This is a genomic window from Mycolicibacterium anyangense (assembly GCF_010731855.1).
GTDB classification, from domain to species: domain Bacteria; phylum Actinomycetota; class Actinomycetes; order Mycobacteriales; family Mycobacteriaceae; genus Mycobacterium; species Mycobacterium anyangense.
Window position 1 is genome coordinate 4446917 of the sequence record NZ_AP022620.1, and the last position, 23694, is coordinate 4470610.

Annotated in this window: 25 protein-coding genes and 1 pseudogene; 20 read left to right on the plus strand and 6 right to left on the minus strand. The window is 66.7% G+C overall.

From position 1 onward, the window contains the following. Positions 1-36 precede the first annotated feature (36 nt). Entirely contained in the window at positions 37-240 is a 204-nt protein-coding gene (locus G6N35_RS21085) for a hypothetical protein (protein ID WP_163805992.1), read from the minus strand. A 19-nt stretch (positions 241-259) separates the two neighbouring features. After that, entirely contained in the window at positions 260-439 is a 180-nt protein-coding gene (locus G6N35_RS21090; RefSeq protein ID WP_163805993.1) for a hypothetical protein, read from the minus strand. 148 nt (positions 440-587) lie between these two features. Here G6N35_RS21090 and G6N35_RS21095 point away from each other — a divergent pair, with 148 nt between their 5' ends. Further along, on the plus strand, positions 588-1232 hold the full coding sequence (locus tag G6N35_RS21095; protein WP_163805994.1) for a response regulator: 645 nt from the start codon (positions 588-590) through the stop codon (positions 1230-1232). A 22-nt stretch (positions 1233-1254) separates the two neighbouring features. After that, a complete protein-coding gene (locus tag G6N35_RS21100) occupies positions 1255-2433 on the plus strand; it encodes a sensor histidine kinase (RefSeq protein WP_163807843.1) in 1179 nt (392 codons plus the stop codon). Positions 2434-2492: 59 nt separating this feature from the next. On the opposite strand, the gene G6N35_RS21105 is transcribed toward G6N35_RS21100, so the two are convergent. Then, positions 2493-2966 carry an acyl-CoA thioesterase gene (locus G6N35_RS21105; RefSeq protein WP_163805995.1) on the minus strand — a complete coding sequence of 158 codons (474 nt, stop codon included), beginning with the start codon at positions 2964-2966 and terminating at the stop codon, positions 2493-2495. A 93-nt stretch (positions 2967-3059) separates the two neighbouring features. On the opposite strand from G6N35_RS21105, the gene G6N35_RS21110 reads away from it, so the two are divergent. The 3 genes from G6N35_RS21110 to G6N35_RS21120 are packed head-to-tail and all read left to right on the plus strand — an operon-like array spanning position 3060 to position 5762. Further along, complete coding sequence (locus tag G6N35_RS21110) at positions 3060-3923, plus strand: ABC transporter permease (protein ID WP_163805996.1); 864 nt, start codon at positions 3060-3062, stop codon at positions 3921-3923. Then, complete coding sequence (locus G6N35_RS21115; protein WP_163805997.1) at positions 3920-4954, plus strand: taurine ABC transporter substrate-binding protein; 1035 nt, start codon at positions 3920-3922, stop codon at positions 4952-4954. Before G6N35_RS21110 ends, G6N35_RS21115 begins: the two co-directional genes overlap by 4 nt. Further along, on the plus strand, positions 4938-5762 hold the full coding sequence (locus tag G6N35_RS21120) for an ABC transporter ATP-binding protein (protein WP_163805998.1): 825 nt from the start codon (positions 4938-4940) through the stop codon (positions 5760-5762). Before G6N35_RS21115 ends, G6N35_RS21120 begins: the two co-directional genes overlap by 17 nt. Here the strand turns inward: G6N35_RS21120 and G6N35_RS21125 are convergent. Beyond that, positions 5759-6934, minus strand: a complete 1176-nt coding sequence (locus tag G6N35_RS21125; protein WP_163805999.1) for a low temperature requirement protein A — start codon at positions 6932-6934, stop codon at positions 5759-5761. The two genes, G6N35_RS21120 and G6N35_RS21125, sit on opposite strands and share 4 nt — an antisense overlap. Positions 6935-6964: 30 nt before the next feature. After that, positions 6965-7072 (minus strand): annotated as a pseudogene (locus tag G6N35_RS27425) (hypothetical protein); the annotation flags it as partial. Between the two features lie 175 nt (positions 7073-7247). Between G6N35_RS27425 and G6N35_RS21130 the strand changes: the two are divergent. Beyond that, on the plus strand, positions 7248-7907 hold the full coding sequence (locus G6N35_RS21130; protein ID WP_163806000.1) for a TetR/AcrR family transcriptional regulator: 660 nt from the start codon (positions 7248-7250) through the stop codon (positions 7905-7907). Positions 7908-7938: 31 nt separating this feature from the next. Beyond that, entirely contained in the window at positions 7939-8379 is a 441-nt protein-coding gene (locus G6N35_RS21135) for an SRPBCC family protein (RefSeq protein WP_163806001.1), read from the plus strand. 6 nt (positions 8380-8385) lie between these two features. Here G6N35_RS21135 and G6N35_RS21140 read toward each other — a convergent pair whose 3' ends face one another. Next, positions 8386-9066 carry a GntR family transcriptional regulator gene (locus G6N35_RS21140; RefSeq protein ID WP_163806002.1) on the minus strand — a complete coding sequence of 227 codons (681 nt, stop codon included), beginning with the start codon at positions 9064-9066 and terminating at the stop codon, positions 8386-8388. Positions 9067-9235: 169 nt separating this feature from the next. On the opposite strand from G6N35_RS21140, the gene fadD5 reads away from it, so the two are divergent. The 13 genes from fadD5 (at position 9236) to G6N35_RS21205 (ending at position 23688) form a co-directional block, all read left to right on the plus strand. Further along, the gene (fadD5, locus tag G6N35_RS21145) at positions 9236-10861 is read left to right on the plus strand and encodes a fatty-acid--CoA ligase FadD5 (RefSeq protein WP_281357033.1); all 1626 of its coding nucleotides are present in this window, start codon (positions 9236-9238) and stop codon (positions 10859-10861) included. 233 nt (positions 10862-11094) lie between these two features. Further along, positions 11095-11892, plus strand: a complete 798-nt coding sequence (locus tag G6N35_RS21150) for an MlaE family ABC transporter permease (protein ID WP_163806004.1) — start codon at positions 11095-11097, stop codon at positions 11890-11892. Position 11893: 1 nt separating this feature from the next. Beyond that, a complete protein-coding gene (locus G6N35_RS21155) occupies positions 11894-12763 on the plus strand; it encodes an MlaE family ABC transporter permease (protein WP_163806005.1) in 870 nt (289 codons plus the stop codon). Positions 12764-12767: 4 nt separating this feature from the next. After that, the gene (locus tag G6N35_RS21160; protein ID WP_163806006.1) at positions 12768-13982 is read left to right on the plus strand and encodes an MCE family protein; all 1215 of its coding nucleotides are present in this window, start codon (positions 12768-12770) and stop codon (positions 13980-13982) included. Beyond that, positions 13979-15019 carry a virulence factor Mce family protein gene (locus G6N35_RS21165; RefSeq protein ID WP_163806007.1) on the plus strand — a complete coding sequence of 347 codons (1041 nt, stop codon included), beginning with the start codon at positions 13979-13981 and terminating at the stop codon, positions 15017-15019. The genes G6N35_RS21160 and G6N35_RS21165 overlap by 4 nt, the downstream gene beginning before the upstream one ends. Next, the gene (locus G6N35_RS21170) at positions 15016-16563 is read left to right on the plus strand and encodes an MCE family protein (RefSeq protein ID WP_163806008.1); all 1548 of its coding nucleotides are present in this window, start codon (positions 15016-15018) and stop codon (positions 16561-16563) included. The genes G6N35_RS21165 and G6N35_RS21170 overlap by 4 nt, the downstream gene beginning before the upstream one ends. A gap of 3 nt (positions 16564-16566) precedes the next feature. After that, positions 16567-18186: a virulence factor Mce family protein gene (locus tag G6N35_RS21175; RefSeq protein WP_163806009.1), complete on the plus strand. Its 1620-nt coding sequence runs from the start codon at positions 16567-16569 to the stop codon at positions 18184-18186. A gap of 8 nt (positions 18187-18194) precedes the next feature. Further along, positions 18195-19337, plus strand: coding sequence for a virulence factor Mce family protein (locus G6N35_RS21180; RefSeq protein WP_163806010.1), 1143 nt, complete (start codon positions 18195-18197; stop codon positions 19335-19337). Between the two features lie 14 nt (positions 19338-19351). Next, positions 19352-20911: an MCE family protein gene (locus G6N35_RS21185; RefSeq protein ID WP_163806011.1), complete on the plus strand. Its 1560-nt coding sequence runs from the start codon at positions 19352-19354 to the stop codon at positions 20909-20911. Continuing rightward, complete coding sequence (locus G6N35_RS21190) at positions 20881-21537, plus strand: Rv1363c family protein (RefSeq protein WP_163806012.1); 657 nt, start codon at positions 20881-20883, stop codon at positions 21535-21537. The genes G6N35_RS21185 and G6N35_RS21190 overlap by 31 nt, the downstream gene beginning before the upstream one ends. Before the next feature lie 2 nt (positions 21538-21539). Continuing rightward, complete coding sequence (locus G6N35_RS21195; protein WP_407664634.1) at positions 21540-22526, plus strand: RDD family protein; 987 nt, start codon at positions 21540-21542, stop codon at positions 22524-22526. Beyond that, positions 22523-23071 carry an Rv1363c family protein gene (locus G6N35_RS21200; protein WP_163806013.1) on the plus strand — a complete coding sequence of 183 codons (549 nt, stop codon included), beginning with the start codon at positions 22523-22525 and terminating at the stop codon, positions 23069-23071. The genes G6N35_RS21195 and G6N35_RS21200 overlap by 4 nt, the downstream gene beginning before the upstream one ends. Further along, the gene (locus G6N35_RS21205) at positions 23038-23688 is read left to right on the plus strand and encodes an Mce protein (protein ID WP_407664571.1); all 651 of its coding nucleotides are present in this window, start codon (positions 23038-23040) and stop codon (positions 23686-23688) included. The genes G6N35_RS21200 and G6N35_RS21205 overlap by 34 nt, the downstream gene beginning before the upstream one ends. Positions 23689-23694: the final 6 nt, after the last annotated feature.

The following is a 23694-nucleotide window of genomic DNA, read 5'->3' on the forward strand; positions in this document are numbered from 1 at the left end:
CGCGGGTGCTCGCGGGTGCTTGCGGGCACTGAGGTATCACTCCTCCCCGCCGTTGTGCTGATGGCGCACACCGGCGCCCTGGGCGGCTTCCATGCCGATGTGCGCGGTGCCGGCGGCGCCGTAGTCGGCCAGGTTGGTCGAGTGGCTCTGGCCGGAGATGAACGTTCCGGTGAAGATTCCACAGGCTGCGACGGGCGCGGCGAGGAAGGTGGCGAGGCGGATTTTGGTGCTGCGGTTCATGGTCGTGTGGCCTTTCGGGTCAGATGGTGAGGGTGACCAGGTGCGTCGGGGTCGACGGGGTGCCGGCAGCGCTGGTACTCAGGCCCATGGTGTCGGCGGCCGCCGGTGTGTCGATGACAAGAGCGCTGGCCAGGACGCCCATCGCGAGCGTGGGCCCGGCCAGGACGGTGGCGAAGCTGCGAGCGAATGTGCGGTCCATGTCCGTCTCCCTTGCTGTCGGTGCCGGGCGTTCTCGGCTGTGATTCGACTATCGCCCGGCCACGCTCCGCGGTCTGTCCGCCGACCGGGCCCTTCGGGTGATGAAGTGTTTGTCCCCCGATCGGGGGAACCTGTGCGAAGCTCTCGCCATGTCCCAGAACCGCAAGGTGCGCGTTGTCGTCGGTGACGATCACCCACTGTTCCGCGACGGCCTAGTCCGGGCTCTCGGCGGCAGCGGTGAGATCGAGGTGATCGCCGAGGCCGAGGACGGCCCGTCGGCGCTGTCGCTGATCAAGGAGCACCAGCCCGATGTGGCGCTGCTGGACTATCAGATGCCGGGGATGGACGGTGCCGAGGTGGCCGCGGCGGTGGTCCGCGACGAACTGGCTACCCGGGTGCTTCTGGTCTCTGCGCACGACGAAGCCGAGATCGTCTACCACGCCCTGCAGCAGGGGGCCGCGGGTTACCTGCCCAAGGACTCGACACGCTCGGAAATCGTCAATGCCGTGCTCGACTGCGCCAAGGGCCGTGACGTGCTCGCGCCGCGCCTGGCCTCGGGTCTGGCCGTGGAGATCCGTCGCCGCGCCGAACCTTCGGGCCCCGCGCTCAGCGCGCGGGAACGCGAAGTGCTCGGCATGATCGCCCACGGGCGCAGCATCCCCTCGATCGCCGAGGAACTGTTCCTGGCGCCCTCGACGGTCAAGACCCACGTCCAGCGCCTCTACGAGAAACTGGGCGTCAGCGACCGGGCCGCCGCGGTCGCTGAGGCGATGCGCCGCGGACTCCTGGAGTAACGTGCCGCGCGGGGTCGCCCAGATGCTCGATTACCTGACCACCGAGCCGGTCCGGGTCGCCGCAGTCCTGCGTCTGCCGTTGATCGTCCTGATGGCGCTGCTGGTCTACATCCAGGACGTCGAACACTGGCTGCCCGACGTGTACGGCGCTGTGCTGCTGCTCTACGCGGCCTTCGCGGTGGTGTGGCTGGTGGTCGTCCTGCGTATCCCGATCCGGTGGTGGTTCGGGGTGGCCTCGACCGCCGTCGACGTCCTCGTGGTGCTGGTGCTGTGTCTGGTCTCCGGCGGGGCGACGGTGTGGCTGCTACCGGTGTTCTTCCTGGTGCCGATCACGGTCGCCTTCCTGGACCGTCCCGAACTCACTGCGGCACTGGGGTTGAGCGCCGCTGGCGGCTACCTGCTCGCCTGGATCGTCTACTCCAAGCGCGACGACACCGTGGGCCTGCCCAATGTCGTCTACGTTCAGGTCGGCTGCTTGCTCTGGCTCGCCGCGGCGACCACCGCGCTGTGCTATGTCTTGTCGAAGCGACGGTCCCGGGTGCGTGCCCTGCTGGACGTACGCAGGCGGCTGGTGGCCGAATCGATGCAGGCCGATGAACGCAACAACCGGCAACTGTCCGAACAGTTGCACGACGGTCCGTTGCAGAACCTGCTGGCGGCGCGTCTGGACCTCGAGGATCTGCGGGACAACCCCACCGGGGAGGGGTTCGATCGGGTCGATGCCGCGCTGCGCGAAACGGTCACCCTGCTGCGCGACACCGTCACCACCCTGCACCCGCAGGTACTGGCCCAGGTCGGGCTGGGCCCCGCCCTGCGGGAGTTGGTGCGGCAGTACGAGCAACGCTGGGACGTCACCTTCGACTGCGAGATCGACGAGGTCGGCAAGCCTCGCGCCCAGGCCCTGCTCTACCGAGCCGCGCGCGAGCTTCTGTCCAACGCGCACAAGCACTCTCGCGCGAGCCGGGTACAGGTGGATGTGCACCGGGTGGCCGGTGCCGTCGTACTGCGGGTGGTCGACGACGGAGTGGGCTTCGACCCTTCGGTGCTGGAGAGCAAGGTGGCCGACGGCCACATCGGGCTGGCGTCGTTGGTGGTCGGGATCGAGGAGATGGGCGGTTCGGTCCGATTCGCCCACACCGGTGGCGGCGGGGCCACCACGGTGGTCACGATGCCCGAGGCGGAACCACCGAACCAGCTGTGAAGCCGCCCGTCTGCGCCGAAACCGACGAACGGGCGCGGAAAGTCAAGTAGTTCAAGCCATTACGTCAATCTCGGCGAACCGAGAGACAGGGTCGCCAGCTTGGCGCGGTCGTCGTCGGTGAATGGCACCGGGCCGTCGTCTCCCAGCAGCACCAGCACGGTGTCAGCCACACCGACACAGGCGTCATTGACGAACAGCGCGGTGGACTGCACGAAGGATGTTCGCCCGATCCGCCCCACTCCGGCTCCGGTGGTGACCAGTGCCGGCCAGTGCACCTCGGCCAGGAAATGGACGGCGTTCTGAGAGTTCACCAGCCGGAACTCGCGGGTGGTGACGTTATAGGCGTCGGGGAACAGGAGGCGGTTCATCAGAGCTCGCGCGTTCTCGTGCATCGACTCCAGCGCCAGGTTGTTGGCATGGCCGTTGGTGTCGAGATCGGCGTAGCGAACCTGGACTGTGTCGATGACGGGGTAGCTGTCCAGCCGCAGTCGCGCCGGATCGGGCCGCGCGGCGGTGGTCGTCCATTCAGTCACAAGGTGGTGAGCCTAGCCGCCGGGCTGCGCGGACTTTCACTCGCGCTGAGCCCAGCCATTCCCATCCTGTGAGTTCGTCGTCACAGTGTCCGGGTGTCTGTGTTCGTTGACGTGACCCCTGATGGCGGGGCTCGGCCGGCCGCTGCTGATCCGCAGTCCTCGGCCAGGTGGCTGGGCGTGGCCAAACGGGCGGGGCTGCCCCTGCTGTCGGTGCTGGTGTTCTTCGTGGTCTGGCAACTCGCCGCGGCCAGTGAGATCTGGAACCAGACGTTCGTCCCCTATCCGAGCACGGTGTGGCACGCCTTCATCGACGTCTCCACCACCCATGATGGCGTCCGCGGCTATGCGGGGTATCTGCTGTGGGAGCACCTCTATATGACCCTGCGCCGGGTGTTCGTCGGCGTGGTCATCGGCGTTGCGGTCGGTGTCCTGCTCGGCCTGGCCATGGGCTCGATCCCCTGGGTGCGCAGCGTGCTGGAGCCGTGGCTGACCTTCCTGCGGGCGCTGCCGCCGTTGGCCTACTTCTTCCTGCTGGTGATCTGGCTCGGTATCGACGAGGCACCCAAGATCACGCTGCTGGCGCTGGCCGCGCTCCCACCTGCAGCAGTCGCGACCACCGCGGCCGTGGTGGCCGTGCCGGTGAGCCTGGTCGAGGCTGCCCGGGCGCTCGGCGCATCACGGCGTGACGTGGTGCGCGACATTGTCATCCCGTCCGCTCTGCCGGAGACCTTCACCGGCATCCGCCTTGCGGTCGGCATGGCCTACTCGTCGGTGGTTGCCGCCGAATTGTTCAACGGAATCCCCGGTATCGGCGGCCTGGTCAAGGACGCCAGCAATTACAACAACACTCCCGTGGTGCTCGTGGGCATCTTCGCCATCGGCATCTCGGGTTTGGTGATCGACGGTCTGCTGCGCTCGGTCGAGCGTCGCGCCGTCCCCTGGAGAGGAAAGGTATGAAGCTGAGGAGAATTGCCGCCGTCGCACTCGCCGCGATCACCATGATCGGGATGGCGGGATGCTCGGTCGATCACGGCAAGAACGATGCGGGCAAGCCGACGCTGCGCATCGGGTACCAGACCTTCCCCAGCGGAGACCTGATCGTCAAGAACAACCGGTGGCTGGAAGACGCGTTGCCGGACTACAACATCAAGTGGATCAAGTTCGACTCCGGCGCCGACGTGAACACCGCGTTCATCGCCAAGGAGCTCGACTTCGGCGCCCTGGGCTCCAGCCCGGTCGCGCGTGGTCTGTCCGCCCCGCTCAACATTCCCTACAGCGTGGCCTTCGTCCTCGACGTCGCCGGCGACAACGAGGCGCTGGTCGCCCGCAACGGCAGCGGCATCAACTCGATCGCCGATCTCAAGGGCAAGCGGGTGGCCACCCCGTTCGCGTCCACCGCGCACTACAGTCTGCTGGCCGCACTGGCCCAGAATGGCTTGTCGCCCAGCGACGTTCAGTTGATCGACCTGCAGCCGCAGGCGATCCTGGCGGCCTGGGAGCGCGGTGATATCGCGGCGGCCTACACCTGGCTGCCCACATTGGACCAGCTGCGCAAGAGCGGCAAGGACTTGATCACCAGCCGCCAGCTGGCCAAGGACGGCAAGCCGACCCTCGACCTCGCCGCGGTGGCCAACTCGTTCGCCAAAGATCACCCCGAGGTCGTCGACGTCTGGCGCAAGCAGCAGGCTCGGGCGCTGACCGTGATCCATGACGACCCGGCCGCGGCGGCCAAGGCCATCGGCGCCGAGATCGGGCTGTCGCCCGCCGACGTCGAGGGACAGCTCAAGCAGGGCGTGTACCTGACCCCGCAAGAGGTGGCATCGCCGCAGTGGCTGGGCACCCAGGGCAACCCGGGCAACGTGGCGGCCAACCTGGAGAGCGCCTCGCAGTTCCTCGCCGAGCAGAAGCAGATCCCGGCTGCCGCACCGCTCAAGACATTCCAGGACGCCATCTACACCCAGGGGTTACCGGATGTCATCACCAAGTGAGACGGTGGCCGGTGCCCAGGCACCCGCCCCGTCGGCCGCTCACACCGACGGCGGCATCCACATCAGTGGTGTCCAGCACCGATACGGCACGACGACGGCGCTGGGCCCGATCGACCTCGCCGTCGAACCCGGGTCCTTCCTGGTGCTCGTCGGTGCCTCGGGCTGCGGCAAGAGCACACTGCTTCGGCTGATCGCCGGTTTCGAGTCGCCCACCGAGGGCGAGTTGACGGTATCCGGCCGGCAGCCGGTGCCCGGGAAGACCGCGGGCGTGGTCTTCCAGCAGCCCCGGCTGTTCCCGTGGCGCTCGGTCGGCGGCAATATCGAACTGGCGCTGAAGTATTCGGGCACGCCGCGGGAACGCCGGGCGCAACGGCGCGACGAACTGCTGCACCGGGTCGGGCTGGAAGCCATCGGTGACCGCAAGATCTGGGAGATCAGCGGCGGCCAGCAGCAGCGGGTGGCGATCGCCAGGGCACTGGCCTCCGAACGCCCCGAAACCTCCCTGCTGCTGCTCGACGAGCCGTTCGCCGCGCTGGACGCCCTGACCCGCGAACGTCTGCAGGAGGACGTCCGTCAGGTCAGCGCCGAGTCGGGACGCACGACGGTGTTCGTCACGCACAGCGCCGACGAGGCAGCGTTCCTGGGTTCCAGGATCGTGGTGCTGACCCGCCGTCCGGGTCAGGTGGCACTGGATCTGCCGGTCGATCTACCGCGTAGCGGCGTCGATCCCGATGAGCTGCGGCGCTCACCGGAGTACACCCGGTTGCGCTCGGAAGTGGGACGGGCCGTGAAAGCAGCCGCGGCTTAGCGGTTTTCGACACCATTCTCGGCACCGTTGCGGACGCCGTCTTGGATCCGGTGGCGCCAGCTGACCAGTGCGGCCGACGCGACCATAACGGCCGCCGCCCCAGCCGGTGGGTAGGGCAGTAACGCGGTGGCGACCATCGCCGCGGTCAGCGCCAGCGTCCCGATCGCCTGCACCGTGTCCCGGCGTACCGCGTCGAGCACCAGCCAGGTGGCCAGGATGAAGACCGCCAGCGGGATCGTCAACGTCAACCCGGCGAGGCCGTGCGGCAGGCGACTCTCGCCGAGGTTCTCGGCCACCGCGACCTCAACCCCGGCTGAGAACGCGGCCGCCGCGGCGAAGATGAAGTAATGCAGGTAGCCCCAGAAGAAGGCTCTGCGAAACGTCATCAGCTGGTCGTGCTGCGGGCGGTCGAAGTAGATCCACCACATGGCCGCCACGATGACCAGCGAGCACGCCGCGCAGGCGATGAGGCCGCTTCGTGCATCGGTGTCCGACAGGCTTCCGATGATCGAATTCGCGCTGGCGAGAATGGATTCCCCGAGAACGATCAGGGTGAACAGTCCGTAGCGCTCGGCGATGTGGTGGTGATGGAACGCGGTGGGCCGATAGTGTTCGGCGATCGGTGACACCGAGAGGTCCGCCACCGCGAGCACCGCGAACAGCCAGACCGGGCCGCCGGTGATCGACCAGGTCACCCACAGCGACTGGACCACCACGATCCCGACGGCGTAGCGCACACAGGTGCCGCGGGACTGCTTATCGCTGATGGCCGCCCGCGTCCATTGCGCGGCCGCCGCCACGCGCATGATCACGTAGCCGACGACGATCGCCCGAAAGTCGTTGTCCACCATGGCCCGTTGGGCTCCGGCGGCGATCGTCAGCGCGCCGGCCATCTGCACGAAGGTGGCGAAGCGGTACAGCCAGTCGTCGGTGTCGAAGGCACTGGAGAACCAGGTGAAGTTCAGCCAGGCATTGAAGATGGCGAAGAACACCATCGCGTAGGCGACCAAGCCGTGCCCGAAGTGCTGCTCTTCCCAGAGGTGGTGCAGGGCGCCGGAAGCCTGGGACACGGCGACGACGAACACCAGGTCGAACAGCAATTCCAGCGAGCTTGCCGCACGGTGCGGTTCGTGGGGATCGCGGGCGATCATCGCCCGCAGGCCGGCCGTCAAGGCAGGCGGCAGGAATTCACGAGGTTCCAGTTACACCGGCGGGTAGGCGGGCGGTGGGTAGACGCCGCGCAGCGCCCACGGCAGCCAGCTGAAGAAGTACTCGACCTCGTCACTCGCGTCGTAATCAGGATTCGGATCCATACCTGAACCTTTCCGCACCGGTACCACCGTTTCACTGCGGCACCGTGCTCCGCCTGTCCGGCAGTGTAGCCCGATGGGCCGTGCTGCAACACAGGTCAGGGGCATTGCCTAAACTGTCCAACTAGTTGATAGATAGCCGGCCGCGGTCGGAGTAGGAACAAGCGAGGACACCATGCCACCCGAGAACGGGATGACCCGGCGCGAAGAGCTGCTGGCCGTCGCCACCAAGCTCTTTGCCGCGCGGGGCTACCACGGCACCCGGATGGACGATGTCGCCGATGTGGTGGGCCTGAACAAGGCCACCGTCTATCACTATTACGCCAGCAAGTCGCTGATCTTGTTCGACATCTATCAACGGGCCGCGCAGCGAACCCTGGTCGCCGTCCACGACGACCCGTCCTGGACCGCCCGCGAGGCGCTCTACCAATACACGGTGCGCCTGCTGACCAACATCGCCGAGGACCCCGAGGGTGCGGCGGTGTACTTCCAGGAGCAGCCCTACATCTCCGAGTGGTTCACCGACGAGCAGGTCGCCGAAGTCCGGGAGAAGGAGAACCAGGTCTTCGAGCATGTCACCGGGGTGATCGAGCGCGGTATCGCCAGTGGCGAGTTCTACGACTGCGACTCCCACGTGGTGGCGCTGGGCTACATCGGCATGACGCTGGGGGCTTACCGCTGGCTGCGGCCCGACGGCCGGCGCAGCGCACAGGAGATCGCCGCTGAATTCAGCACCGCGCTGCTGCGTGGCCTGATCCGGGACGAGAAGGCCCGGGTGGAGTCACCACTGGGCGCGCCGGAGAACCACACCGCAGCAGGCAAGGCGCGCGGCTAGAGCGAGCGTCTGAGCTGGATATGATCGGCCGATGCCGCTCGTCTCCAAAACCCTAGAGGTCAATGCCGACGCCGCTTCGATCCTGGGCATCGTGGCCGACTTCGAGGCCTATCCGCAATGGAACGACGAGGTCAAGGCCGTCTACATCCTGGCTCGCTACGACGACGGGCGCCCCAGCCAGCTGCGCATCGACACCGTCATCCAGGGCCACGAGAGCACCTTCATCCAGGCCGTCTACTACCCGGGCGACGGTCAGATCCAGACGGTGCTGCAGCAGGGTGACGTGTTCACCAAGCAGGATCAGCTGTTCTCGGTGGTCGGGATGGGGCCGGCCAGCCTGCTGACCGTCGACCTCGACGTCGAGACCTCGATGCCGGTGCCCGCCATGATGGTCAAGAAGCTGACCAGCGACGTGCTCGAGCACCTGGCCGCCAACCTCAAGGATCGCGCCGAGCAACTCGCCGCCGGCTGACGCCGCTCAGCGCCAGATCCCGCTGCTCTCCAGCTGTTCGACCAGTCGATTGACGGCATCGGCGAACTCGTCCTCGATGATCTGTACCACCGTGTCGCGATCACCGCGGCGCAGTGCGGTGATCAGCTGCTGGTGGTTGTGCACGGTGTCGTGCCCCCAGGTGGGGTCGGTGACGTAGACCAGCGGCGGCATGTAGCGCGCGACGTGCAGCAGGAACCAGGACAATTTGACTCGTCCGGTGGATCGGTTGAACAACCGGTGGAAGGCGAACTCGGCAGCGGTGATGGCTGCCGGGTCACCGTCGGCGATCGCTTGTGCCAGGCGCGTGTTGGCCTCGTCGAGCTCGTCGATCTGCTCGGTGGTGAGCCGTTCGATCGCCGTAGCGGCCAGCTCCCTGGCGATGGTTGCCTGCAGCCAGAAGATGTCGGTGATGTCCTGCCTGGTCAGCGGTACCACCACGTAACCGCGGCGGGGTTCGAGTTGCACCATCCCCTCACCGCGCAGCGTCAGCAATGCCTCCCGCACCGGGGTGATGCTCACCCCGAGTTGGGCGGCCGTCTCGTCGAGCCGGATGAAGGTTCCCGGCCGCAGCGTGCCCGTCATGATCGCGTCGCGAAGGTGTTGGGCGACTTCATCTGCCAGTTGTGAACGGCGCCGTGACCGTACTGCGGAAGTCGGTGCGTTCACGTGACCTCCGCGGACTTGTGTGGGCGGCGCGTAACCAATAGTGTGACGCGGACGACATCAGATTTGATCAAATATAACGATAGTCGGCCTCTTCGATACGGCGTTCACCCGACGTTCACGCCGGGCGAAACGGAACTTCAGGACAGCAGAGGACGAGGTGACCACACAGTTGACCACGACCACTGAGCAGGCCACTGAGCAGCCGTATCTGTCCCGGCGCCTGAATTGGACGAACCAGCTGGCGCGGCACGCCCTCATGCAGCCCGACGCCACTGCCATCCGGTTCATGGGCAAGACCACCACCTGGGTCCAGTTGGAGCAGCGGGTCAGCGGCCTGGCTGGTGCCCTGTGCCGGCGCGGAGTCCGCTTCGGGGACCGGGTCATGATCCTCATGCTCAACCGGCCCGAGTTCGTCGAAGTCACCCTGGCCGCCAACCAGCTCGGCGCCATCGCGGTGCCGGTGAATTTCCGCCTCACCCCGCCCGAACTAGCGTTCCTGGTCCAGGACTGTGCAGCGGCCGTTGTCGTCACCGAACCGGTATTGGCCGATGTCGCCAGGGCCGTCCGTAACCTGGCGCCGGAACTGGCCACCGTCATCGTGGCCGGGGCCGCGACCGAGGCCGACGTCCTGGGCTACGAGGACCTGGTCGCCGAAGTCGGGGAGCCGGCCGCGGCCGTCGACATCCCCAACGACCACCCCGCCTTGATCATGTACACCTCGGGCACTACCGGACGCCCCAAGGGCGCGGTGCTGACCCACGCCAATCTCACCGGCCAGGCGATGACGTCGATGTACACCACCGGCCCCGACATCAACCACGACGTCGGCTTCATCGGCGTCCCGCTGTTCCACATCGCCGGTATCGGCAACATGCTGGGTGGACTGCTGCTGGGCACCCCGACGGTCATCCACCCGCTGGGCGGATTCGATCCGGGGGAGCTGCTGGACGTCCTGGCTGCCGAGAAGGTCACCGGCATCTTCCTGGTCCCGGCGCAGTGGCAGGCGGTGTGCGCCGCGCAGCAGGCCGCTCCGCGCGACGTCCGGCTGCGGACCTTGTCCTGGGGCGCCGCCCCCGCCTCGGACACCCTGCTTCGCCAGATGGCCGAGACGTTCCCGGACAGCAAGATCCTGGCCGCCTTCGGCCAGACCGAGATGTCACCGGTCACCTGCATGCTGCTGGGCGAGGATGCCATCCGGAAGCTGGGCTCGGTGGGCAAGGTCATCCCGACCGTTGCCGCACGGGTCGTCGACGAGGACATGAACGACGTCCCCGTCGGCGAGGTCGGGGAGATCGTCTACCGCGCCCCCACCCTGATGGCCGGCTATTGGAACAACCCGCAGGCGACGGCCGAGGCGTTCGCCGGGGGCTGGTTCCACTCCGGCGATCTGGTCCGGATGGACGACGAAGGCTACGTCTGGGTCGTCGACCGCAAGAAGGACATGATCATCTCCGGCGGCGAGAACATCTACTGCGCGGAAGTGGAGAACGCCCTCGCAGCCCACCCGGCGATCGTCGAAGTCGCCGTCATCGGCCGGCCGCACCCGAAGTGGGGCGAGGTTCCGGTGGCGGTCGCCGCGATCTCGGCAGCCGAGCTCCGGCTGGCTGATCTCACCGACTTCCTCAACGACCGCCTGGCCCGCTACAAGCATCCGAAGGCGGTGGAAATCGTTGACGCGTTACCCCGCAATCCGGCCGGTAAGGTTCTCAAGACCGAACTGCGAATCCGGTTCGGCGCCAGGGGCGGTGGTGACAGCGTCGGCGAAACCGATTCGGATACAGCAAATCCCGGCTGACCGATGACACGTTTACCGATGCGAAAGATTCCGATAAATGACGACGGGGGGCTAATAGTGCCGATGCGGTCCACTCCCCGCTTGTCATCGGGTACATTCCTGTGGTCCGCCTTACTACTCATGAGTAGGGAGGCACTGGTCACCGGTTGCGGGTCGGGGCGAGGAGGGTTTGTGCCAGGCATGCTGCCGTTGTGCCGTGACGACGAACCTGTTGTCGTAGAGCGGGTCTCCCGGTGACGACATCGACAGGGGTGTCGGCCTACGTTCAGGACCGGCTGCGGGCCCCGCTCACCGCCGTCGGCGGCTTCTTCCGGATGTGCGTGCTCACGGCGAAGGCCACCACCAAATGGCCTTTCGAATGGCGCGAATTCATCATTCAGGCGTGGTTCCAGTTCCGGGTGACGTTCCTGCCGACCATTGCGGTGGCCGTCCCCAACACGATCCTGATCATCTTCACCATCAACATTCTGCTGGTCGAGTTCGGCGCGGCTGACGTCTCCGGTGCGGGTGCGGCGCTGGCCGCGGTCACCCAGCTCGGCCCGATCGTCACCGTGCTGGTGGTCGCGGGTGCCGGGTCGACGGCCATCTGCGCCGACCTCGGAGCCCGCACCATCCGCGAGGAGATCGACGCCCTCGAGGTGCTCGGTATCGACCCGATTCACCGCCTGGTGCTGCCCCGCGTGGTGGCCTCCACCTTTGTGGCGGTTCTGCTCAACGGCGCGGTCATCGCGGTCGGCCTGGTGGGTGGCTTCATCTTCGGCGTCTACATGCAGAACATCTCGGCCGGCGCCTACGTCTCCACGCTCACCCTGATCACCGGGCTGCCGGAGGTGGTCATCTCGATCGTCAAGGCCCTCACCTTCGGCCTCATCGCCGGCCTGGTCGGGTGCTATCGCGGCCTGACGGTGTCCGGCGGCGCCAAGGGCCTGGGCACCGCGGTGAACGAGACGCTGGTGCTGTCGGTCGTCGCATTGTTCGCCGTGAACGTCGTGCTCACGACCATCGGTGTCCGGTTCGGAACGGGGCGTTGAGATGAGTACATCGGCAGTGCTGCGCAGCCGCTACCCCCGCGCATACAGCTCCGCCACCAAATGGGCCTCGGCACCCGGGCGGTTCGCCGAAAACGTCGGCAAGGTCGCGTGGTTCACCGTGACCGCGGTCGGCCAGATCCCGCATGCGCTGCGCTACTACCGGCGCGCCACCCTGCGGCTGATCGCCGAGATCGGCATGGGCACCGGCGCCATGGCGGTGATCGGCGGCACCATCGCCATCGTCGGATTCGTCACCCTCTCGGGCGGCTCCCTCATCGCCATCCAGGGTTATGCATCGCTGGGCAACATCGGTGTCGAGGCGTTCACCGGCTTCGTGGCCGCGCTGGTCAACGTCCGCGTGGTCGCGCCCCTGGTGTCGGGCCACGCGCTGGCGGCCACGGTCGGCGCCGGCGCCACCGCCGAACTGGGCGCCATGCGCATCGCCGAGGAGATCGACGCCCTCGAGGTGATGGGCATCAAGTCGATCAGCTACCTGGTGTCGACGCGCATCCTGGCCGGCATCGTGGTGATCATCCCGCTGTACGCCATGGCGCTGCTGCTGTCGTTCCTGGCCGCACAATTGACCACGACCGTGTTCTACGGCCAGTCCACCGGTACCTACGACCACTACTTCCGCACGTTCCTGCGGCCGGACGACGTGTTCTGGTCGTTCGTGGTGGCCATCATCATCGCGGTGTTCGTGATGATCAACCACTGCTACTTCGGCTACAACGCCAGCGGCGGTCCGGTGGGTGTCGGTGAGGCCGTGGGTGTTTCGATGCGGGCCTCCCTGGTCGCGGTGGCGACCGTCGTCCTGTTGGCCTCGTTGGCGCTCTACGGCACCAACCCGAACTTCAACCTGACGGTGTAGCGCCATGCCGTCACATCCGTTGAACGATTCGCGCCGCCCCCCGATCAAGCTCGCGGGGATCGTCTTCCTCGTCATCGCCGCGCTGCTGGCCGCGCTGATCTACGCGCAGTTCCGCGGCAAGCTGACCCCCAAGACAGAACTGACGATGATCTCCGACCGGGCCGGTCTGGTGATGGATCCCGGGTCGAAGGTCACCTACAACGGGGTGGAGGTCGGCCGGGTCACCTCGATCTCGGCCGTCAACGAGAACGGCGAGCAGCGGGCCAAGCTGAACCTCGAGGTACAGCCCCGGTTCGTCAAGCTGATCCCGGCCAATGTCGATGCCCAGATCAAGGCCAGCACGGTGTTCGGCAACAAGTACGTGGCCTTCACCAGTCCGAAAGACCCGAGCAAGGCCCGCATCTCGAGCTCCGACGTCATCGACGTCACCCACGTGACCACCGAGTTCAACACCTTGTTCGAAACGCTGACCTCGATTTCGGAGAAGGTCGATCCAGTCAAGCTGAACCTCACCCTCAGTGCTGCGGCCGAGTCGCTCAACGGTCTGGGCACCAAGTTCGGCCAGTCGATCCTGGCCGGCAATGCGATCCTCGACGACATCAACCCGCAGATGCCGCAGATCCGTTCCAACATCCGGCAATTGGCGAATCTGGCCGACGTCTACACCAAGGCAAGCCCGGACTTCTGGAACTTCCTGGACAACTCGGTGACCACCGCCCGCAGCCTCAACCAGCAGCAGGGCGATCTCGACGCCGCGCTGCTGGCGGCGACCGGGTTCGGTAACACCGGCGGCGACGTATTCGAGCGTGGTGCACCGTATTTCGTCCGTGGCCAAGCCGACCTGGTACCCACCACCACGGTGCTCGACAAGTACAGCCCGCAGCTGTACTGCCAGATCCGCAATGAGGCTCTCGCGCTGCCGTTGGCCCTGGATTCCTTTGGCGGCAACGGGTATTCACTCAACACCGTCACCGAGTTCCTCGGCGCACCGAACCCGTACGTGTACCCCGACAACCTGCCGCGGGTCAACGGGCACGGCGGTCCGGGCGGTGCACCCGGCTGCTGGCAAGAGGTGAACCGTAACTTCTGGCCTGCGCCGTACCTGGTTGTCGACGACGGCGCCTCGCTGGCCCCGTACAACCACTTCGAGTTGGGTCAGCCGATCCTCACCGAGTACGTCTGGGGACGCCAAGTCGGGGAGAACACGATCAACCCATGAAAATCACCGGCACCGCAGTCAAACTCGCAGCATTCTCGTTCGTGCTGCTGCTGTTCACCGCGATCATCGTGGTGGTTTTCGGGCAGTTCCGGTTCGACCGGACCACGCCGTACACCGCGGAGTTCACCAATGCCAGCGGTCTGCGCGACGGTGAGTTCGTCCGCGCCGGCGGCGTCGAGGTGGGCAAGGTCTCCAACATCAAGCTGGTCGACGGTGGCCGCCGGGTCCTGGTCACCCTCAACGTGGACCGGACGCTGCCGCTGTACCAGTCCACCACCGCCCAGATCCGCTACCAGGACCTGATCGGCAACCGCTACGTCAACCTCGAGCGCGGCACCGGCGAAGGGGCCGACCGCGTGCTGCCGGCCGGCGGGTTCATCCCGGTCTCGCGCACCCAACCGGCCCTGGACCTCGATGCGTTGATCGGTGGCTTCAAGCCGCTCTTCAAGGCGCTGGATCCGGAGAAGGTGAACACCATCGCGTCGTCGTTGGTCACCGTCTTCCAGGGCCAGGGCGGCACCATCAACGACATCCTGGACCAGACCGCCCAGTTGACCTCGGCGCTGGCCGACCGGGACCAGGCGATCGGCGACGTCATCAACAACCTGAACACGGTGCTGGCCACGACCGTCAAGCACGAGAAGGAATTCGACCAGACGGTCAACAACCTGGAGGTGCTGATCACCGGGCTGAAGAACCGGTCCGATCCGCTGGCCAACTCCATCGCCGACATCAGCAATGCCTCGGGAACGCTAGGCGATCTGCTCGCCGACGACCGTCCGCTGCTCAAGGACACCATCGCCAAGATCGAGACCGTGCAGCAGCCGCTGGTCGACGACCAGGCCAAGCTGGACGATCTGCTCACCAAGCTGCCGGAGGCGATCAAGATCATCGGCCGCGCCGGCGGTATCTACGGTGACTTCTTCAACTTCTACCTGTGCGACATCAACCTCAAGCTCAACGGCCTGCAACCGGGCGGCCCGGTACGCACCGTGAAGATCACCCAGCAGCCGACGGGTAGGTGCACCCCGCAATGAGGACGCTAGAGACACCGAACCGGATCAAGAACGGCCTGGCCGGCATCCTGATCGTGGTGCTGGTGGTCGGAGTCGGTCAGAGCTTCGCCAGCATCCCGCAGTTGTTCGCGCAGCCGACCTACTACGGCCAGTTCACCGACTCGGCCGGGATCAACCCCGGCGACAAGGTGCGGATCGCCGGTATGGAAGTCGGCTCCGTCAAGTCGTTGGCCATCGAAGGCGATCACGTGTTGGTCGGATTCTCGTTGGGCAACATGCAGATCGGGACGGACAGCAGGATGGCCATCCGCACCGAGACGATCCTGGGTAAGCGGGCCATCGAGGTCGAACCGCGCGGCGACAAGGTCCTCAAGCCGCGCGGTGTCCTGCCGGTGGGCCAGACCACCACGCCCTACCAGATCTACGACGCGGTCTTCGACGTCACCAAGGCCGCCCAGGGCTGGGATCTGCAGACCGTCAAGCAGTCGCTGAACGTGTTGTCGGAGACCATCGATCAGACCTATCCGCATCTGAGTGCCGCACTCGACGGGGTGGCCCGCTTCTCCGACACCATCGGCAAGCGCGACGAGCAGTTCAAGCAGCTGCTGGCCAACGCCAACAAGGTGGCCGCCGTACTCGGCAACCGCAGCGAGCAGATCAACCGTCTGGCTGTCAACGCTCAGAGCCTGCTGGCCGCGGTCAACGAGCGTGGTCGCGCCATCGACTATCTGCTGACCAACATCTCGAAGATCTCGCAGCAGTTCACCGGGTTCGTCAACGACAACCCGAACCTGAATCATGTTCTGACACAGCTGGATACGATCAGCACCCAGCTGGCCAAGCACAAGAACGACCTGGCCGACGTGTTCATCACCGCGGCCAAGTTCATGGGTGCGCTGGCCGAAGCCATCGGTTCGGGGCCCTACTTCAAGGTTCTGGTGGTCAACCTGGTGCCCTACCAGATCCTGCAGCCGTGGGTGGACGCCGCATTCAAGAAGCGGGGCATCGATCCCGAGGAGTTCTGGCGCAACGCGGGTCTGCCGGCCTTCCGGTTCCCCGACCCCAACGGCCAGCGTCAACCCAACGGCGCACCGCCGCCGGCGCCGACCCCGCTGGAGGGCACCCCCGACCATCCGGGCCCCGCGGTCGGCCCTGGTTCGCCGTGCTCGTACACCCCACCTCCGGACGGCATCCCGACCACCGGCAACCCGCTGCCATGCGCCGGCCTGACCCAGGGACCGTTCGGCGGACCGGGGTACCCGTCGGCCGACGTGCCGATCTCGGCACCCAACCCCGCCGCGGGGTACAGCCCGGGCGTTCCAAGTGCTGCCTTCCCTGGCGAGCTCTCGCCGGCCCTACAGGGCGTGCCCGCCGCGCCGCTGGCGCCGGGACCGCCGGGGGCGCGCACCGTGCCGGTGTCCCCGACACCGGGACCGGCGACCGATATTCCGGGATACGCCCCGCCGCCGAACGCGCTCGTCGGCCCGATCCCGCCGCCGGGACCGGGTCCGCAGGTGCCGCCGGTCGGTGACCTGGCGCCCGTCGATCAGGGAGGGGGAGCCTAAGCGATGTCGACAGTGTTCAACGTGCGCAACCTGGGCTTGCCGAAGATGTCCCGGATGTCGGTCATCATCGGAACCCTCGCGGTGATCCTCGGCCTGGTCGGGGCGTTGGTGGGCTGGCAGCTCTACAAGAAGATGACCACCAACACGGTGGTGGCGTACTTCTCCGAGGCGCTGGCGCTCTACCCGGGCGACCGCATCCAGATCATGGGCGTCAAGGTCGGCAACATCGACAAGATCGAGCCGGCCGGCGACAAGATGAAGGTCACCTTCCACTACGCGAACAAGTACAAGGTGCCCGCCGACGCCACCGCGACGATCCTGAACCCGAGCCTGGTGGCCTCGCGGGTGATCCAGCTGGCGCCGGCCTACACCGGCGGTCCGGTGCTCGCCGACAACGCGGTGATCCCCATCGAGCGCACCCAGGTGCCGGTGGAGTGGGACGACTTGCGCAACCAGATCTCCGAACTGGTAACCACTTTGGGCCCGACCAAGGACCAGCCCAAGGGCCCGTTCGGTGATGCACTCGAGTCCTTCGCCAACGGGCTGGAGGGCAAGGGCGAGCAGATCAACAAGACCTTCCGGGCGCTGTCCGACGCGGTGACCGCGTTGAACGAGGGCCGCGGTGACTTCTTCGCCGTCCTCAAGAGCCTGGCGCTGTTCGTCAATGCGCTGCACAAGAGCGACCAGCAGTTGGTGGCACTCAATTCCGATCTGGCCACGTTCACGAACTCGTTCACCGGCAGCGACCAGGAAGTGGCCAACGCGGTCCGCGACATCAACTCGTTGCTGACGACGGCCCGAAAGTTCGTCAACGACAACGGTTCTGTGCTGAGCAAGGACATCAACAACCTTGCCGACACCACCAACGCATTGATGCAGCCCGACGCCCGCAACGGCATCGAGACGGTGCTACACGTGTACCCGACGCTGGCGGCCAACCTGCAGAACATCTATCACCCGACGCATGGGGCCCTGGTCGCGATCCCGACGGTGGCCAGCTTCGCCAACCCGATGCAGTTCCTCTGCAGCGCGATCCAGGCGGGCAGCCGGTTGGGCTACCAGGATTCGTCGGAGATGTGCGCGCAGTACCTCGCGCCGATCCTCGACGCGATCAAGTTCAACTTTCCGCCGTTCGGTGTGAACCAGTTCTCGACAGCGGAGACGCTGCCGAAGTACATCGCCTACTCCGAGCCGCGGCTGCAGCCCCCGCCGGGGTACAAGGACACGACGGTGCCCGGTATCTGGTCGCGTGACACGCTGTTCTCGCACGGCAACCACGAGGCCGGCTGGATCGTGGCCCCCGGTATGCAGGGTGTCGACGTGCAGGCGTTCACCGCCAACATGCTTACCCCGGACTCGTTGGCGGCGTTGATGGGCGGACCCGACCCGACGTCGATCCCCCCTGCCGGCCCGCCCGGTGGCGCCCCGCCGAACTCCTACAGCGAGTACAACCCGCTGCCGCCGCCGTGGTACCCCGGTGCGCCGCCGCCACCGGCGCCTGCGCCGGGTGTCATCCCCGGACCGCTGCCGGTTTCGCAGCAGATCAACGGTCCCGCACCGGGTCCCGCGGCCCCGGCTCCGGCCGGCCCGGCGCTGCCCGCTGAGATGGGGGGCGGACAGTGAGCGCGCTGATGAGTTCGACGCGCCGGTACGGTTGGCGCGCTCTGGTGCTGATCGTCACGGCACTGGTGCTGACGTCCTGCGGTTGGCGCGGTATCGCCAACGTGCCGCTGCCCGGTGGCCCCGGCAGCGGCAAAGACAAGATGACGGTCTACGTGCAGATGCCGGATACGTTGGCGCTCAACGTCAACAGCCGCGTCCGGGTGGCTGACGTCTTCGTCGGATCGGTGAAGTCGATCGAGCTGAAGAACTGGATCCCGACGCTGACACTGGATCTGCAGCCGGGAGTCAAGTTGCCCGCCAACGCGATTGCGCGCATCGGGCAGACGAGCTTGCTGGGTACTCAGCATGTCGAGCTGGATACGCCGCCCGATCCGTCGCCGGAGCCGCTGCGCAACGGTGCGACCATCCCGCTGAAGAACTCGCAATCGTTCCCCACCACCGAGCGCACCCTGGCCAGCATCGCCACCGTGCTGCGCGGCGGCGGTATCCCGAACCTGGAAGTGATCCAGACCGAGGTCGCCAACATCCTGTCGGGCAACGCCGACCAGATCCGCGACTTCCTGGGCAAGCTGGACACCTTCACCCAGCAGCTCAACGCGCAGCGCGAGGACCTGACCCGGGCCATCGACTCGACCAACGAGCTGTTGCAGATCGTGGCGAGCCGTAACAACACCCTGGATCGGGTGTTGACCGAATTCCCGCCGCTGATCAAGTATTTCGCGGATTCCCGGGACAAGCTGACCGGCGCCGTCGAAGCGTTGGGCCGGTTCAGCAATGTCACCGCCAACACGCTGTCGGCGGCACGGGCTGATCTCGACACCAACCTGCAGATGCTGCAGCGGCCGCTCAAGCAGCTGGGCAAGGCCGGGCCGTACATGCTCGATGCGCTCAAGCTGGTGATCACCGCGCCGTACCCGGTGGACAACATCCCGAAGGTGATCCGGGGTGACTACATCAACACCTCGGCCACGTTCGACCTGACGTTGTCCTCGATCGACAATGCATTCCTGACCGGTACCGGTGTCTCCGGAATGCTGCGTGCTCTCGAGCAGGCGTGGGGTCGCGACCCGCAGACGATGATCCCGGATGTGCGGTTCACGCCGCACCCGAACATGGCTGAGGGTGGACCGTATGTCGAGCGCGGCGAGTGAGGGGTGACGAGTAGATGTTGACCCGCTTCATCAAGACGCAGCTCGTCATCTTCGGCGTGCTGACCGTGGTCGCACTGCTGGTGCTCGGCGTGTATTTCCTGCGCCTGCCGACGCTGGCCGGTGTCGGGCAGTACACGCTGAAGGCCGACCTGCCGTCCTCAGGCGGCCTGTACGCCACCGCCAACGTCACCTATCGCGGTGTCACGATCGGCCGGGTGACCAACGTCGAGCCCACCGAGACCGGTGTCCGCGCGACGATGAGCATCAGCGACAAGTACAAGATCCCGCTCGATGCCTCCGCCAATGTCCATTCGGTGTCGGCGGTCGGCGAGCAGTACCTGGATCTGGTGTCGGACAGCGGCAACGCCGGAAAGTACTTCGCGGCGGGACAGACGATCACCAAGAGCACCGTCCCGCAGGAGATCGGGCCGGCGCTGGACGCGGCGAACAAGGGCCTGGCCGCGTTGCCTGCCGACAAGATTCCGGTGCTGCTCAACGAAACCGCCTTGGCGGTGGGCGGTTTGGGCCCGTCGCTGCAGCGGTTGGTCGACGGCACGCAGGCGATCGTCGGTGATTTCAAGACGAACATCGCCGACGTCAACGACATCATCGCGAACTCGGCGCCGGTGGTGGACAGCCAGGTGAACTCCTCCAGTGCGATTTCGCAGTGGGCGGCCAACCTGAACTCCATCGCCTCGCAGACCGCTGCGCAGGATCAGGCGTTGCGCAGTGGGCTGAGTCAGGCCGGCCCGACCGCCGATGCGGTGACCGCGGTGTTCAGCGATGTCCGAGAGGCGCTGCCCCAGACGCTGGCGAACCTCGAGATCATCCTGGACATGCTCAAGCGCTACAACAAGGGCGTGGAGCAGGCGCTGGTGCTGCTGCCGCAGGGCGCCTCGGTGGCCCAGGCGGTGTCGGCACCGTATCCGCACCAGGCCGCGCTGGACTTCGCGCTCACGATCAACCAGCCGCCGCCGTGTCTGACCGGCTTCCTGCCGGCCAGCCAGTGGCGTGCCCCGGCGGATCTGTCGCGCAAGCCGGTGGAGAACGGGCTGTACTGCAAGATCCCCAAGGACACCCCGGCGAACGTGGTGCGCGGCGCGCGGAACTTCCCCTGCGTCGACGTCCCGGGTAAGCGGGCCGCGACGCCAGAGGAGTGCCGCAGCAACGAGCCCTACACGCCGCTGGGCACCAACCCCTGGTACGGCGACCCCAACCAGGTGCTGACCTGCCCGGCGCCGGCCGCTCGATGCGACCAGCCGGTGAACCCGGGTACGGTGATACCGGCACCGACGATCAACAACGGGATGAACCCGTTGCCGGCGGACCTGCTGCCGCCCCCGTCGGCCAACCCCGTCACCAGCGACCCGCTGACACCGCCGGGGACGGGGACGGTCCAATGCAACGGACAGCAACCCAATCCGTGCACCTACACGCCGGCAGCCGGCAACGCGGCCGTCTATAACCCGCAGAGCGGTGAGTTGGTCGGTCCTGACGGTGTGAAGTACAGCGTCAAGAACTCGAGCAGTACAGGAGACGACGGATGGAAGGAGATGCTGGCTCCGGCCGGCTGACCCCCCCGCCGGGCGACGATGCCGAGCGCAGCGAGGCTGAGGAGTCGTCGCAATCGGCCACCGGCGACGACGAGGCCTCGCAGGCGGCGGAATCATATTTCGCTGAGGCGGCGCCACCGCAGGCGTCCCGGCTGGCCAGTCGAGGCTGGCTGGTCGCGGTCAGCGTTGTTCTCCTGATCGCGGCCGCCGGTGTGGCGACCGGCGGGTACTTCGCCCTGCGGTCCCACCAGAGCAGTGTCGCCACTGCGCGGGCCGAGCAGGCTGCCGTCGCTGCGGCGGTGGACTGCGTGACGGCCACGCAGGCCCCGGACGCCAGCGCGATGGAAGCCAGCCAGCGCAAGATCATCGAGTGCGCCACCGGCGGATTCGGCGCGCAGGCCACGCTGTACAGCGGGTTGCTGGTCGACGCCTACCAGGCCGCCAAGGTTCAGGTCCAGGTGTCCAACATGCGTGCCGCGGTGGAACGCCACAATGACGACGGGTCGATGGATGTGCTTGTGGCCCTTCGGGTGAAGGTTTCCAACACCGAAGCCCAGGGCCAGGAGCAGGGCTACCGGCTGCGGGTGAAGATGATGCCCGACAACGGGACCTACAAGATCGCCGATCTCGCCCAGGTGAGTAAGTGACGGTGACCGACGGCGACGATATCGAGGTCAGCGCCGAGTTCCTCGACACGCTCGCCGACGTACCAGCCGTGCAGAAGGCCGGATGGGGCGCGCGGGCCGGCGCCTTCGGCGTCGACGTGCTGGTTCCCGTCGGCGTGCTGGCAACCTTGATGCTCGTCGCTTGGTCGGCTCCGCTGCGCGGCTGGCTGTGGTGGCTGACGGTCAGCGCCGCAGGGCTGGTCTTCCTCGCGGCGGCGATCAACCGTTGGGTGCTGCCCTCGCTGCGGGGCACCACGTTGGGCCGCTCGCTGTTCGGGATCACGATCGTCACCCGGACCGGCGCCCGGGTGGGACCGTGGCGACTGCTGCTGCGCGATATCGCTCATCTGCTCGACACCGTTCCGGTCTTCGTGGGCTGGCTGTGGCCGCTGTGGGACTCGCGCGGCCGAACCTTCGCCGACTTCCTGACCCGTACCGAGGTGCGCCGTGTCATGGGGGAGCGCCCCGACCGCCGGTGGCTGGCCGGCGCCGTGCTGACCGGTGCGGCCGTCATCGCGTTGACCGCTGCGGGGCTGAACTATCTGACGGTGTACCGCCACGACCATGCGACCGACACCGCCCGGGCGCAGATCGCCGCCCAGGGACCCAAGATCGTCGAGAACATGCTCAGCTACGACGCGGCCAGCGTAGACGCCGACTTCGCCCGCGCCCGCGACCTGGTGACCGACGCCTATCGGCCGCAACTGGTCGCCCAGCAGGATGCGGTCCGCAAGGCGGGTCCCGTCGACAACGACTACTGGGTCACCAATAGCGCCGTCCTCACGAATACGCCGAATTCCGCGGTGATGCTACTGCTGATGCAGGGGCAGCGCGGCGCGGCGCCCAAGCAACGGCTGATCACCGCGACGGTGCGGGCCACCTTCGAGAAGGCCGCCGACGGCCGCTGGCGGGTGTCCAACATCTCGGTGCTGGCCAAACCGAATCCCACCGGCCAGGGGCAGGGCCGATGAGTCCGCGCCGCAAGGTCGAACCGGGCAGCGACAGCGTCTTCGGGATACCGGCGCCGCGACCGCGCCGCTGGGTGCTGGCGCTGGTGAGCGGATTGGTGGCGGTGGCGATCATCGGGGCGATCACCGCCAGCGCCCTGATGCTGGTGGATCGGCAGACCCAGCGCCACGATGCGGTGCGGGACGTGGCCGTGCTGAGCTTCGTGCGCGGGTTCGTCACCGACTACACCTCGCCAGATCCGTTCCACGCCAACGACTATGCCAACAAGGTGCTGGCACAGGGCACCGGGCAGTTCGCCAAGCTGTACCAGGAGAAAATGAACGAGATCGTCATCCAGGTGGCCAGGGCGGAGCCGACGGCCGGCAGCGTCCAGGATCTCGGAATCGAACGATGGAACTCCGATGGCAGCGCCGACGTCGTCGTCGCCGCGACCACGACCACCACCATGCCCGACGGCAAGAAGATCGAGAACGGCAGCCGGTGGGTGGTCACCGCGACCAAGGAAGGACAGCAGTGGAAGATCAGCAACCTGCTGCAGGTGATCTGACCGACCAGGCGTCCGACGAGGCGCCAGCCAAGGACTTCTTCGGTGAGTACCCCGCCATCGAAGACACCGTCGCCGACGAGCCGTCCGCGCCTCGAAAGAGGGTGGCGGGCAAGGGGGCTGGGATTATCGTTGGAATCGCCGCCGCGCTGTTCGTCGGTGCCGGCGCGTTCGCCGGTGCCGCCGTGCAGCCGTATCTCGCCGATCGCGCGGCCGTGGCCACCAAACTCGACATCGCAAGGACTGCGGCCGAGGCCATCACCACGCTGTGGACCTACACCCCGGATGACATGGACAGGTTGCCGGACCGCTCGGCGAAGTTTCTCTCCGGGGATTTCCAGGACCAGTACCGCAAATACGTCGACGCGATCGTTCCGACCAACAAGCAGGCCAAGGTCACCAACACCACGCAGGTGGTGGGGACGGCCGTCGAGTCGCTGCGTGGCGACGAGGCCACCGCGCTGGTCTACACGAACACCACGTCGACGAGTCCGCTCAGCAAGAACATCCCGTCGATGCGCTACCTGTCCTACCGACTGCAGCTGACCCGCAAGGGCGGCGACTGGCTGGTGAACAAGATGACCACGGTGACATCCCTGGATCTCACACCACAGATCTGACGGCGA